This is a genomic window from Amycolatopsis sp. A133, from assembly GCF_031082405.1.
Lineage (GTDB): Bacteria > Actinomycetota > Actinomycetes > Mycobacteriales > Pseudonocardiaceae > Amycolatopsis.
The window spans coordinates 54,519-67,433 of the sequence record NZ_JAVHJU010000033.1 but is presented as its reverse complement, the minus strand read 5'-3'; the positions used below and the strand labels follow the sequence as shown (position 1 = coordinate 67,433).

General features: G+C 71.7%; 12 protein-coding genes and 1 pseudogene. 5 read left to right on the top strand and 8 right to left on the bottom strand.

All coding sequences use genetic code 11. The annotated features are described in order from the left end of the window. Positions 1-324: 324 nt before the first annotated feature. Positions 325-1,650 (bottom strand): DUF2079 domain-containing protein, encoded by a 1,326-nt coding sequence (locus Q5425_RS21760; RefSeq protein WP_308674108.1) that lies wholly within the window; start codon positions 1,648-1,650, stop codon positions 325-327. A 56-nt stretch (positions 1,651-1,706) separates the two neighbouring features. Continuing rightward, positions 1,707-3,047: a HAMP domain-containing sensor histidine kinase gene (locus tag Q5425_RS21755; RefSeq protein ID WP_308674107.1), complete on the bottom strand. Its 1,341-nt coding sequence runs from the start codon at positions 3,045-3,047 to the stop codon at positions 1,707-1,709. 65 nt (positions 3,048-3,112) lie between these two features. Here Q5425_RS21755 and Q5425_RS21750 point away from each other — a divergent pair, with 65 nt between their 5' ends. Further along, positions 3,113-3,949, top strand: coding sequence for a maleylpyruvate isomerase family mycothiol-dependent enzyme (locus Q5425_RS21750; protein ID WP_308674106.1), 837 nt, complete (start codon positions 3,113-3,115; stop codon positions 3,947-3,949). On the opposite strand, the gene Q5425_RS21745 is transcribed toward Q5425_RS21750, so the two are convergent. Both Q5425_RS21745 and Q5425_RS21740 read right to left on the bottom strand, forming a co-directional pair. Continuing rightward, positions 3,946-4,449 (bottom strand): dihydrofolate reductase family protein, encoded by a 504-nt coding sequence (locus tag Q5425_RS21745; protein WP_308674105.1) that lies wholly within the window; start codon positions 4,447-4,449, stop codon positions 3,946-3,948. The two genes, Q5425_RS21750 and Q5425_RS21745, sit on opposite strands and share 4 nt — an antisense overlap. Positions 4,450-4,471: 22 nt before the next feature. Next, positions 4,472-5,455 (bottom strand): small ribosomal subunit Rsm22 family protein, encoded by a 984-nt coding sequence (locus tag Q5425_RS21740; protein WP_308674104.1) that lies wholly within the window; start codon positions 5,453-5,455, stop codon positions 4,472-4,474. Positions 5,456-5,601: 146 nt separating this feature from the next. Between Q5425_RS21740 and Q5425_RS21735 the strand changes: the two genes are divergently transcribed. The 3 genes from Q5425_RS21735 to Q5425_RS21725 are packed head-to-tail and all read left to right on the top strand — an operon-like array spanning position 5,602 to position 7,682. Beyond that, positions 5,602-6,027 carry a YciI family protein gene (locus tag Q5425_RS21735; RefSeq protein WP_308674103.1) on the top strand — a complete coding sequence of 142 codons (426 nt, stop codon included), beginning with the start codon at positions 5,602-5,604 and terminating at the stop codon, positions 6,025-6,027. Further along, positions 6,027-6,377, top strand: a complete 351-nt coding sequence (locus Q5425_RS21730) for a YciI family protein (protein WP_308674102.1) — start codon at positions 6,027-6,029, stop codon at positions 6,375-6,377. Before Q5425_RS21735 ends, Q5425_RS21730 begins: the two co-directional genes overlap by 1 nt. A gap of 39 nt (positions 6,378-6,416) precedes the next feature. Beyond that, positions 6,417-7,682, top strand: coding sequence for an RNA polymerase sigma factor (locus tag Q5425_RS21725; protein WP_308674101.1), 1,266 nt, complete (start codon positions 6,417-6,419; stop codon positions 7,680-7,682). On the opposite strand, the gene Q5425_RS21720 is transcribed toward Q5425_RS21725, so the two are convergent. The 4 genes from Q5425_RS21720 to Q5425_RS21705 form a co-directional block, all read right to left on the bottom strand. After that, on the bottom strand, positions 7,679-8,230 hold the full coding sequence (locus tag Q5425_RS21720) for an HD domain-containing protein (RefSeq protein WP_308674100.1): 552 nt from the start codon (positions 8,228-8,230) through the stop codon (positions 7,679-7,681). The genes Q5425_RS21725 and Q5425_RS21720 overlap by 4 nt on opposite strands. A gap of 10 nt (positions 8,231-8,240) precedes the next feature. After that, on the bottom strand, positions 8,241-9,929 hold the full coding sequence (locus Q5425_RS21715; protein WP_308674099.1) for an L-lactate permease: 1,689 nt from the start codon (positions 9,927-9,929) through the stop codon (positions 8,241-8,243). Between the two features lie 28 nt (positions 9,930-9,957). After that, the gene (locus Q5425_RS21710) at positions 9,958-10,740 is read right to left on the bottom strand and encodes an IclR family transcriptional regulator (RefSeq protein WP_308674098.1); all 783 of its coding nucleotides are present in this window, start codon (positions 10,738-10,740) and stop codon (positions 9,958-9,960) included. Between the two features lie 557 nt (positions 10,741-11,297). Continuing rightward, entirely contained in the window at positions 11,298-11,861 is a 564-nt protein-coding gene (locus tag Q5425_RS21705) for a TetR family transcriptional regulator (protein ID WP_308674097.1), read from the bottom strand. Positions 11,862-11,937: 76 nt separating this feature from the next. On the opposite strand from Q5425_RS21705, the pseudogene Q5425_RS21700 reads away from it, so the two are divergent. Then, a pseudogene (locus Q5425_RS21700) lies at positions 11,938-12,836 on the top strand (NADP-dependent oxidoreductase). Positions 12,837-12,915: the final 79 nt, after the last annotated feature.

The window sequence follows — 12,915 nt, the reverse complement described above, 5'->3', positions numbered from 1 at the left end:
CACGCCGGCCCCGAGCGCCCCAATGTGGCGTTGGTTGCTCCATCCATGCCCCCGCCACCACCCTCAACGGAGGCGCTCCGCGGCGCAGTGCCGATTCAACGCACCCAATGTGGCGTTCGGTGCGTCAGACGCACCGAACGCCACATTGGGTGCGCTGGACGCAACCAACGCCACATTGGGGCGCTTGGGTCTGGACCCCCGGCGTCACTCGATCGAGTGAAGCGTGGGGCCGCGCGTCATTCCTGGCGGAGGGTTCCCTCTTCCTCGGTGCGGCGGTAACCGGCCGGCACGCCCCCCGACTGGCCGGTTACCGCTGCGAGTTTCCTACTCACGGTGGAGCAGCACGACGGAGTCCGTCCCGTCGACGCGCAGGTACCCCGTGTGTTCCAGGTCCGCCAGCGCCGCGGCCTTCGTCTGCAGCGTGGTCGGCCAGGACTGTTCCGGCGTCGCGACGACCACCCACTCCGGCCGCTGGTCCGTCCCGCCGTCGAAGAACAGCACCGTGCAGCGGGACGTCAGCCGCGGGGCCAGCCGGTTGGACGCCAGCACCGTCGCGCCGTCCGGGATCCGGGCCAGTACCGCGTCGATCCCGGCCCGCTGCGACGGCGTCCAGACGCCGCTGGTCAGGTGCGCCGCCTGCAGGCCCAGCGAACCCAGGCCGACGACCACCGCGCACACCGGCAGGTACCGCTTGAACCCGCCGAACCGCCGGGCGCCGTGCACGCCGGCGAGGAACACGACCGGCATCAGCACCGCGCTGTAGTGGTAACCCATGCCCCAGTAGCGGTCGTTCGCCGAGACCAGCCGCCACAGCAGCGTCGGCACCGCCAGGAGGAGCAGCGGCGACCGCAGCGCCGCGAACGCCGTCGGCACGAGCAGGGCCAGCAGCATCGAAACCTTGACGATCGCCCCGCTGAACGGGTTGAAGCCGCCGCCGTGCGCGTACGCCCCCGCCGGGTTCAGGGCCGGCAACACGACCAGGAACAGCAGCGCCGAAGCGGCGACGCCGAAGACGAGCACCGTCCAGCCGAGCCGCCGCTGCCGGTTGAGCACCAGCACCACGCCGACCGCGGCGAGCGTCAGCGGCAGGTCCTCCTTGACCAGCACCAGCGGCAGCGCGCACCAGACCGCGGGCCGCCACCGCCCGTGCAGCAGGTGCTCGGCGGTGAACGCCAGCATCGGCACGGCGAAGCAGACCTCGTGGAAGTCGAAGTTCACCGCGGACAGCAGCCCCCACGACAGCACGTACCCGGCACCCACGAGCGCGCCCCGGCGGGAGCCGAGCACCAGGATCGCGCACCGCGTCACCGGCACCGCGGACAGCGCGAACAGCAGGGCCTGGGCCACCAGCAGGCACCCCGGCGACGGCCACAGCAGGTAACACGGCGCCAGCAGCGCGAGGATCGGGTGGAAGTGGTCCCCGAGCGTCGGCGTGCCGGGGCCGAGCAGGTCCGACACCGGCCAGTGCCCGTGCGCGTAGGACCGCACCGCCTGTTCGAAGATCCCCAGGTCGAACCCGCTCGCGTCGAACGTCCGCAGCCGCTGCAGCGACCAGGCGGCGTACCCGGCGAAGGCGACCGCGGCGACGACGTAGGGAACCGCGCGGCTTTCGCGCGTGCGCGCCCGAGCCGGCGCGAAGTCGATCAGCATGGCGGGATGCTCTTGTGGCCACGCTGAACCGAAGCTTAAGCAGCCTGAAGAAGTCTTCAGGCAAGCGGTAAGCGCAGCTCCAGGCGGGCGCCGGACCTGCTCTCGGCGACGCGCAGCGTGCCGCCGTACGTCCGCGCGATCTCCGCGGCGATCGCCAGGCCCAGCCCGGAACCGCCGTCGTCTTCGCGCGCGCGGTCGTCGTCGAGCCGGACGAACCGGTCGAAGACGCGCTCGCGGTGTTCGGCCGGGATGCCGGGGCCGTCGTCCCGGACGGTCAGCACGCCGTGGCCGTCGTCCGCGGTGAGCGTGATCGTCACCCGGCTGCTGGCGTGCCGCTCGGCGTTGTCGACGAGGTTGCGCAGCACGCGCTCCAGCCGTCCCGCGTGCCCCTGGACCACCGGACCTGCGTGGATTTCCGTGCGCACTTCGATGCCGTCACGGGGGAGCCGCGCGGCGACGTGTTCGCGGACGAGGTCCGCCAGCGCGATCCGCGCGGTCCCGGCCGGCTGGTCGGCGTCCAGCTTGCTGAGCAGCAGCAGGTCCCCGGTGAGGGCCTCCATCCGCGACACGTCCAGCACGGCGTTTTCGAAGCTGTGGCGCCAGTCGAGCCGGTCGGGGTGGGCGAGCTGGACCTCGAGCTGGGTGCGCATCGACGCCAGCGGGGTGCGCAGTTCGTGCGACGCGTCCGCGGTGAACTGGCTCTGCCGCTGCGCCGACCGGTCGAGCCGCGCCAGCATCTCGTTCATCGTCACGGCGAGCTGGGTGATCTCGTCACCGGAGTCGGGCACCGGCACGCGGCGGCCGAGGTCCCGCGCGCGGATCCCGTCGACCTCGGCGCGGATGGCGCCGACCGCGCGCAGCGACCGCCGCACGGCGAACCAGGCGACGGCGCCGATGAGCAGCGCCGCCGTGGGCACCGCGCCCCACAGGACGTGCTCGGCGTTGGCCACGGTTTCGAGGCCGACCGGGTCGAGCGCGGTCTGCGCCCTGACGAAGTACTTCCCGCCCTTGGTCCCGGTGACCGATTCGGTGCCGCCTTCGATCGGGAACGGCAACCCCACCACGCAGCCGGGGCCGTAGACCATCGCCTTGTCCTCGATGAGGGTCCCGCCCTGGTCCAGGTTCTCCGGGCAGCCGCTGTCCTTCCCCTTGCCGAGGGTGATCTCGTAGCCGCCGTAGTCGAGCTGGCGGGCCACGTCGGCCGGCGACACGCCGGCCTCGAGCAGGCCCGCAACGGCGGCGACCTTTTCGTTGGCGACCCGCACCGCGGCGAGTTCCAGCCCGCTTCGCAGTGACTGCACGAACCAGTACGACCCGAGGCCGAGCACGAGCGCCGACGCGAGGGCGGCGAAGAGGGCGACCCGCCACCGGGTCGACCGGGGCAGGATCCGGGCCATGCGCCGAAGATAACCGCACCTTCGAAGGTCCGGGGCGGCGTACCGGCGGGTTAGCGTCGGAAGCCGTGACGGTCGAACAGTGGGAGTCGGTGCGCGCAGCCCTGCCGGAGGTCGGCGGCCGGTTCGCGGACCTGCTGACCGGGGTGCCGGACCCGCACGCGAAGGCGCTGGGCGAGTGGTCGATCGCCGAAGCGGCGTCGCACGTGGGGATGATCGCGCTGATGTACACGGCGATGATCCGCGGCGACGGCGGCCCGCTCCCGCTGCCGGGCCTCGAAGACCCGATCGACGCGGCGAGCGTCGACACGATCGCCGGCATGAACGCGCTGGCGCTGGAGCTCTACCCGGAGCGCGACCCCGTCCGGCTCGCCGCGCGGCTGCGCGCGGACATCGCCGAGGTGCTCCTGGTCAGCGCGGACCTCGACCCGGAGAAGCCGGTGTGGTGGCTGGGCGGCTCCCGCGTGCCGGTCGCGGGCGTCCTCGCGCACCTGGTCAACGAGATGCTGATCCACGGCCTCGACATCGCCCGCGCGCTCGGGCAGCCGTGGCGCATCCCGGCCCGGCTCGAGGCGCTGTTCCTGGAGCTGTTCCTGTTCGGCATGGTGCGCAACGACATGGGCCACCTCCTCGACGACGCAACGCCGTCACCCCGCCGCATCGCGGTCGAGTTCCGGTCGGCGCACACAAAACCGGCGGTGCTGGCGTTGCAGCACGGAAGGCTGCGGTACGAGCAGCCGGACGGCACGGCGGACGTCCGGCTGCGCTTCGACCCATCGGTGCTGGTACCGATGATGTTCGGCCGGATCTCCCGCGTCCACGCGGTGCTGATCGGCGGCGTGCGGATCGGCGGCCCGCGGCCGTGGCTGCTGCCGGCGTTCCTGCGGACGGTCCGGATGCCTTAGTTCAGTGCGGCATCACGTGCCGGCCGGCGTCGGCGTTGAACAGCAGCGGGACGACGTACCGGCGGGGGCTCGTCGACCAGCGCGGCCGGGAGGGGCTGGCGCGGGGTCGTGCCGCTGCGCAGCAGGACGACGTTCTCGTCGCCCGCCGCGGCTTTCGCCTGCTTCAGGGCACTTTGCGGGCCGTCGGTGACGAACGTGAACCTCGTCGGGCCCTTGACGACCGGTTCGTGCGGCCGGTTCGTCACGACGAACACCGGCTTCTCGAACGTGCCGTCATCGCCCCACGGCTCCACGCCGACGTCGAACAGCGTGCGGCCGACCACGAACGCGCCCGTGCCGTCGAACAGCTTCGCCGCGATCTCGCCGTCGGTGCCGGTGCCCTCGAACATCCACTCGTGCAGCAGGCCGCCGTCCTTGCCGAGGCGGTGTTCGGTGCTGGTGTCCGGACCGGCGACGACGCCGTCCGCCGACATGCTGATTTCCGCGATGACTCTCCCCATGGGCAGCCACCCTGCCACCGGGTCAGGCGGAAGACCAGCCGTCGCCCCATTCGGCGTCCCGGGCCGCGCGGTACCGCTGGCCCTGCTTCTTCGAGACGGCGACTCCGGGCTTCAGCCCCTCGGAAGCCGTGCACAGGTCGAGCGCCACCCAGCCCTTGTGCTTCTTCGGGTGCCGGATGATCCGCGCGTCCGGGCGCTCCGGCGTGCTCCGCGTCGCGACGACGTACGCGAACTTCTCGTCCTCGAACCCGAGCGTGCCCGCCTTCAGCTTCCGGTGCAGGCCCGAGCGCGGGAGCCGGGTGGCGAAGTGGCACCAGTCCTCGCCGGGCGCGATGGGGCACGCCGCGTCGTGCGGGCAGGGCGCGACGACGTGCAGGCCGAGCTCGATCAGCTGGGCCCGTGCGGCGCGGATCCGCTCGTACCCCGCCGGCGTGCCCGGCTCGATCAGCGCGACCGCCCCGGCCTTCGCCGCCAGCCAGCGCACGACGTCGGTGCGCGTGGTGTCCGGCAGCTCGCCGAGCACGTACGACAGCGTGACGAGGTCCGCTTCCGGGGGCGGCGCGGCGGGGTCGACGAACCCGCGCCGCCACTCCGCGCCCCGGACCGCCGGGAGCGCGGCACCCGCGGCGAGCCGCTTGCCGAGACCGATCGCGCCGGCGACCTGCTCCAGCACCGTGCACTTCACCAGGGACGGCCACACGCCCGCCGCGGCCCACACCGCGGCACCGGTGCCTCCGCCGACGTCGATCTGCGTACGCGGCTCGAAGCCGGGAGCGCGTGAAGCGGCTTCGGCGAGCGCAGCGTGTACGGCGGCGTAGGTCGCCGGCATCCGGTAGCCCGCGTACGCAGCTACGTCGGCTTCGGAGCCGAGGATCGGCGAAGTCGCCACGTCACCTTGGCGGTAGCGCGTGCTGAGCCGGTCGACGGACTGGGTCAGCCGGCCCACCGGGTGCCGGGCCAGCTCGTCGTCGAGCGCGGAGGAGAGATCGTCGGGGAGTACCGCCACGGCTGACGATTCTCCCCTGTCCGAATTGTCGCCCCCGATCGGCCCTGAGCTGCTAGTTTTCCGGCGCTGAAGATTTTCGGCGGCGCCTGTCGATCCGGCGCCCGGCCGTTCGACGCGTAGGCAGGACCGACCGAGAGGAGACCGCTGTGCGGTTCATGGTGATCGTCAAGACGAACGAAGAGTCCGAGGCGGGCGAGGGCCCGAGCGCCGAGCTGCTGGCCGAGATGGGCAAGTTCAACGAGGAAATGGTCAAGGCCGGCATCCTGCTCGCCGGCGAGGGCCTCACGCCGAGTTCGCAGGGCGCGCGGGTCGTCTTCTCCGGCACCGAGGAGCCCAAGGTCGTCGACGGCCCGTTCGCCGAGACCAAGGAGCTCGTCGGCGGTTTCTGGATCCTGCAGTGCCGCGACCGCGAAGAGTGCATCGAGTGGATCAAGCGGATGCCCAACCCCGACGGCCAAGCCGGCGAGGTCGAGATCCGCCGCGTCGCCGAGGCGTCCGACTTCGAGAACATGACGCCCGAGGTGGAAGCACTGGAGGGACGGCTTCGCACGCAGGGCGCCGGGGAGGCGTGATGCGGTTCATGGTGATGGTCAAGGCCAGCGCCGAGTCCGAGGCGGCCGGGTTCCAGCCCAGCGCCGGCGAGCTGGCCGAGATGGCGCAGTTCAACGACCGGCTGTTCGGCGAGGGCCGGATCGTGCTCGCCGAGGGCCTGACGTCGAGCGCGGAGGGCGTGCGTGTCGTCTTCGAGGGCGACGCCGAGCCGAAGGTCATCGACGGACCCTTCGCGGAGACGAAGGAACTGATCGCCGGGTTCTGGGTGCTCAACGGCGAATCGCTCGAGGAGGTCGTCGCGCTGATGAAGCAGGCGCCCAACCCGGAGGCGAAGGGCGGTGTGCTGGAGATCCGCCCGATCAGCGAGTAGTGGGTTGCACCGCGGCTGATCACCCTGTCTGATGGCCGGGTGACGGTTGCGGACACCCGGAGCACGGTAGAGGCGGTCTGGCGGATCGAATCGCCGCGGCTCATCGCGGGCCTGGCCCGGATGGCCCGCGGCGACGTCGGTCTCGCCGAAGAGCTGGCGCAGGACGCCTTGGTCAACGCGCTGGAGCAGTGGCCGGAGTCCGGCGTGCCCCGCAACCCCGGCGCGTGGCTGATGACCACCGCCAAGCGCCGGGCGATCGACCTGTTCCGCCGCAACGAGCGGTACGCGGAAAAGCTCGAGGAAGTGGGGCGCGACCAGCAGCTCGGCGAAGGCGTGCTGCCGGACTTCGACGCCGCGCTCGACGACCACATCGAGGACGACGTCCTCCGCCTGCTCTTCGTCGCCTGCCACCCGGTGCTGAACACGCAGGCGCGGGTCGCGCTGACGTTGCGGATGCTCGGCGGTCTGACCACCGACGAGATCGCGCGCGCCTTCCTGGTCCGCGAATCGACGATCGCCCAGCGCATCGTGCGGGCGAAGAAGGCCCTCGCCGCGGCGAAGGTGCCCTTCGAGGTGCCGGAGGGCGACGAGCGCGTCGCCCGGCTGTCGTCCGTGCTCGAGGTCGTCTACCTGGTCTTCAACGAGGGCTACTCGGCCACCCGCGGCGACGACTGGATGCGGCCGGCGCTCTGCGAGGAGGCGATGCGGCTCGGCCGCGTGCTCGCCGGGCTGATGCCGGGCGAGTCGGAGGTCCACGGCTTGGTCGCGCTGATGGAGCTCCAGGCGTCCCGCGCGAAGGCCCGCACCGGCCCGAACGGCGAGCCGGTGCTGCTGCTGGACCAGGACCGCTCCCGCTGGGACCGGCTGCTGATCCAGCACGGCCTCGCGGCGCTGTCCCTGTCCGAGCAGATCGCGGAAGGCGCGTACGGCCCGTACTCCGCCCAGGCGGCGATCGCGGCCTGCCACGCCCGGGCGCGGACGCCGGAGGAGACGGACTGGACGCGGATCGCGGCGCTGTACGAAGGCCTCGGCAAGCTCCAGCCGTCCCCGGTGATCGAGCTGAACCGCGGGGTCGCGGTGGCGATGGCGTACGGGCCGTCAGCGGGCCTGGAAGTGGTCGACGCGGTCGCCGACGATCCGGCGTTGAAGGACTACCACTTGCTGCCGAGCGTCCGGGGTGACCTGCTGGAGAAACTGGGCCGCTTCGAGGAGGCCGAGCAGGAGTTCCGGCGGGCGGCGGAGATGACGGAGAACGCCCGCGAGCGCGCCCTGCTGCTGCACCGCGCGACGGCCGTCGCCGGCTAGCGGCCCCGCCAGGAGAGCGGCGACAGCGTCAACGCCGCTTCGGCGATCTTCCGCGCCGTCTCCGTCTTGAGCCCCTTCCGAGCCGATTCGATCCACTCGTCGACCGGCCGCACGCCGACGTCCCGGTATTCCAGCGCCTGCAGCAGCATCTCCAGCTTGTCCGCGTCCTTCGCGCACAACGCTTCCGCCGATTCCCGCGTCTCGTACTCGTCCACCGCCGTCCGGACCAGGTCGCGGGAGCGCTCCGGAAGGGCCGCCGTCTGGTCGGCGGTGATCTCCCGTGGCTCCGGCTTGCGCAGGTAGTCCCCGGCCGTCAGCGGCAGGTCGCCCGTGCGCGTCTCCTGCGTGTCGTGCCACAGCGCGAGGAACGCCGCCCGCTCCGGTGCCGCGCCCTCCTCCGCCGCGATCAGCGCCGCCAGCTGGGCCGCGCGCAGGCTGTGCTCGCCGACCGATTCCGGGTCGCGGACCCCCGCGTGCCACCACCCCGACCGCCGGACGCGTTTGAGCAGGCCCAGCTCGTAGCCGAAGGACGCCAGTGACTCACTCATGCCGGCCAGCCTAGGGCGACGGGATCATCGCCGTCAGGATCGTCGCCTGGAGGAGCGAAATCACGCCGACCACCGCGGTCAGCAGCAGCGACCACAGGAACGTCTGGCGCAGCAGCGAGCCCTCCTTGCCGCTCTGGCCGATCGCCGTCGCGCCGATCGACAGGTTCTGCGGCGAGATCATCTTGCCCATCACGCCGCCGGACGTGTTCGTCGCGCCCGCCAGGATCGGGTTCAGGTTCAGCTGCTGGGCCGAGATCACCTGCATCGGGCCGAACAGGCTGTTCGTCGACGCGTCCGATCCGGTCAGGAACACGCCCAGCCAGCCGATGTACGCCGAGAACAGCGGGAAGGCCACGCCGGTCGTCGCCAGGGCCAGGCCCAGCGTCTGCGTCGCGCCCGAGTAGTTCATGACGAACGCGATCGCCAGGATCGTGAAGATCGTCGCGAGCGCCCACCGCATCTGGTGCAGCGTCTTCCGGTACGTCGTCAGCAGCAGCTTCGGCCGCGCGCCCATCGCGAACCCGGCGATCACCGCGGCGATCAGCGCGACCGTGCCCGGTGAGAACAGGAAGTCGACGGTCAGCGTCGCCGCGTACGGTGCGTTCTTCGCCGTGATCGGCGGGTGCTGCACGACGTGGTTGTGCAGCCCCGGCCACGCGAAGATCCAGTCGGCCTTGTGCAGCAGCTTGGTCAGGTCCAGCCACACCGGCAGGTTCTTGAAGATCGTGCCGATCCGCGACAGGAAGATCGCCAGGATCAGGACGATGTAGGGCATCCACGCGTACAGCGCGCCGCGCTCGGCCTGGGCGGCGCCGAGGCTCCTGGCCGGAACGGCTTCCTCGCCTTCGAAGCGCCACACCGTCGCGGGTTGCCAGAACCGGGTCAGGATCCACAGCGCGGCCATGGCGGTGAGCGCCGCGAGGACGTCGACGAGGCTGGCGCTGATGTAGTTGGACGCGACGAACTGCATGGCCGCGAACGCGAGTCCGGCGGTCAGCACCGCCGGCCACACCTCGAGCATGCGCTTCCAGCCGGCCAGGACCACGACCAGGAACGCCGGGATGATCAGCGCCAGCACCGGCACCTGACGGCCGACCGCCGCCGAAAACAGCTCGGTGGCCTGGTCCTGCTTGAGGTGCATGATCGGCGCGGTCAGCCTGCCGAGCACGATCAGCGGGTTGCCGAGCCCGCCGAACGCCACCGGCGCGGTGTTCGCCAGCAGCGCCAGCACGACGGCCTTCACCGGCGGGAACCCGAGCGCGGCCATCATCGCCGCGGTGATCGCGATCGGCGACCCGCCGCCGGCGACGCCTTCGAGCAGGGCGCCGAAGCTGAACGCGATGAGCAGCGCCTGCAGCCGCCGGTCCTCGCTGAACCCGGCGAGGACCCGCTTGATCGCGTCGAACCGCCCGGTGGCGACCGTGACGTTGTGGAAGTACACGGCGTGGAAGGCGATCCAGGCGACCGACCACCCGCCGAACACGACACCCATGGCCGCGGAGTCGAACGCGAGCGCGACCGGCATCCGGTACAGCAGCAGGGCGACGCCGAGCGCGGTGACCAGCGCCAGCGCCGCGGAAAGGTGCGCGGAGAAGCGGATCACCCCGAGCGAAACCAGCAGCACGATGATCGGGAGCGCGGCGAGCAGCGCGGAAACCCACAGCGCGCCCGCCGGCTGGTAGTCCTGGATCCAGGTCACGGTCGGCTCCTTCGCCGGGTTCGGGTGATCAGGCCGGCCGGCCCCGGACGTAGCCGAGCCGCAGTGACAGGGCGGCGGCGGTCCCGGCCACGGAGGCCCCGAGTTCGTCGAGCCGGCGCAGCACGCGCGGCGCGGGCCCGGCAATGCTGATGGCGGCGATCGGCCGTCCCGAGTGGTCCCGCACGGCGGCGGCGACGCAGCCGACGTCCGGCTCGTTTTCGACCTCGTCGATCGCCCAGCCCCGGCGGCTGGTCTTCGCGAGCTCGTCGAGCAGCCGGTGCGGATCGCTGATGGTCTTGAGGGTCAGGGGATCCAGCTTCATCCGCCGGACGCGTTCGAACCGGTCGGCCTCCGGCAGCGCGGCGAGCCAGGCCTTCCCGAGCGACGTCGCGTGCTGCGGCCGCCGGGTCCCGAGCCGGCACGCGAGGGTGACGGCGCTGGCACTGCGTTCGGTGGCGACGTAGACCATGGTGTCGTTGTCGGGAACGGCGAGGTAGGTGGTCTCCCCGGACCGTTCCGCGAGCGACGCGAGGTACCGCGGAGCACACCGGTGCAGATCGGTCGCGGCCATCGCCCGGGCCCCCAGTTCGACGAGCCGCGTGCCGAGCCGCACCCGCCCGGTGACCTGGTCGGCTTCGAGGTACTCGAGGTTCTTCAGGGTGCCGACGATGCGGTAGGCGGCACTGCGGGAAAGCCCCAGTTGCCGCGCGATCGCATTGGTGGAAATCTCCTGGTGCCGCCCCACGTGCTCCAGCACGGCGAGCCCGCGCTCGAGAGTTCCGCTCTGTTCCAGCCCGCGCTCCGGTCCCACGTTGCCCTCCGTTGGACGTTTTCCCGCTCAGCGGAACGCCTTTCCGCTGGCCGGGGTTGGACGGTAACACCTCCGATGAATCTGCGGTAGATCTTGGAAAGACTCGGAACAATGCGAGTAGTTGTGAAAGCTAATTGGTTCAACATCCGATGGTTAAGTTTCCTACCTATGGCGGTTGCGGAGGGCTGAGCGGGCCCGTTCGACGGGTTCGACGGGGGGAGTTGTTCATGTCCGTGAATGGATGAGCGGTTGTCAACAGGTGGGGCGCAATGTGGACAATCGGGCTTCGGACGGCGTTCTTTCCGTCGTTGTTGTCGGGCCGCGCCGATACGCTGGACCCGGGGGGCGCCCCCGCGGGATGGGTGGTTGCCGCACGGGGTCCGGCGACTTACGCGCGCCGCCCAAGTGCTGCGGGAGGGGTGGTTGCCGCTCGGGGTTCGGCGACTTACGCGCGCGCCGCCCAAGTGCGGCGGGAAAGGTGATTGCCGCTCGAACCCGGCGACTCCCTGCGCCCGCCGCGCAGGCGTGCGGCAAGCGGATCCACCCGCGCGGATCACTCAGCGTGCGATGGCCGCCTGAACCTCATCGAGAGCCCGCCGCGCGGCCTCGCCGAAGTCCCCGGCCTCCGCTTCAACCCACCGCTCATAACCGATCTTCATCGCAAGCCCGCCCAGCTCGGCGACAACGCAAGCGGTCAGATCGGGAACCCCCCGCCGCCGCAGTGCCTCAGTCATCGCCGCCGTGATCGTCAGCCCCTTCAAGGCCTCACGTTCCTGCAGCTCCGGATGCGCGGCGATCACCGACCGCCGCTGCGCGCTGAACTCCCGCCGCTCAGGCGTAAAGGCTTCCCGCCCGGCCGCGTCCATCGCGCAGATCACCGCTTCGACCGGGCCGGCCGCGGCCGGTGCGGAAGCGATCGCCTCGGCGAGCAGTCCGGCCAACGTGCTGCCGCCGAAGAGCACTTCGCGCTTGTCCTGGAAGTGGCGGAAGAACGTGCTCTTCGTCAGCCCCGCGCGCGCCGCGATGTCGATCACCGTCGTGTTCTCGTACCCCCGCTCGGCGAACAGTTCGAGGGCGGCCTTGCTCAGCCGCTCCGGTGCGTTCGGTTCCCAGCGAGCCATGACCGCAACTTTACGGCACTTGGTCCCGTCAACCGGTGTACGGTGACGGGACCAAGTCTCATCACTGGAGGTTTCCATGAGCAGAGCCGTCGTCTACGAGCGGTTCGGCGGTCCCGAGGTGCTGGAGCTGCGCGAAGTCCCGGAGCCGCACGCCGGCCCCGGGGAGGTGCGGGTCCGCGTCACCGCCGCCGGGCTGAACCCGATGGACTGGGGCCTCGCCTCGCGGCCCGAGGCCGCCGCGCGGTTCGGCATCACCCTGCCGTCCGGCTTCGGGTACGACTTCGCCGGTGTCGTCGACGAAGCGGGCCGCGGGCCGCCGTGGGCGACCGCGTCCACGGCGGCGCGCTCGGTCGGGCCGTCGCCGACTTCGTCATCGTCAAGGCGTCCGACGCGCTCTTCCCCACGCCGGACGGCATCAGCGACGAAGTGGCGAGCACGCTCCCGGTCGCCGGCTCCTCCGCGGCCGCCGCGCTGGCCGCCGTCGGCCTGCGGGCCGGGGACACCGTCCTGGTCGGCGGGGCCGCCGGCGGCGTCGGCATCTTCGCCGTCCAGCTCGCGAGGCTCGCCGGCGCGACCGTGATCGGCACCGCCTCGGAAGGCACCTTCCCGTTCCTGCGCAAGCTCGGCGCCGAGCCCGTCGCCTACGGGCCCGGTCTGGCGGACCGCGTCCGGGACCTGGGCGTCACCGCGGCCGTCGACCTCTTCGGGACGGAGACGGCCGAGGCCGCGCTGGATCTCGGCGTCCCGCCCGGACGGATCGCCACGATCGCCGCGGGCCCCAACCCGCCGGGCGGCGTGCGCGCCACCGGGGGCGCCGACGCCGAACCCGGCGCCTTGACGCGGATCGCCGACGCGATCGTCGACGGCCGGCTCACCGTGCCGGTCGCCGCCGTCTTCCCGGTCGAACGGATCCGTGACGCCGTCGCCCTGCAGGCCGCGCGGCACGTCCACGGCAAGGTCGTCGTCACGCTGTAGAGACCCGCGCCACGGACTCAGGAAAATCACAGCGCCCGGCGGGCAGCATCCAGCCGGTGTCCGTCCGAAGCCCCCTCCG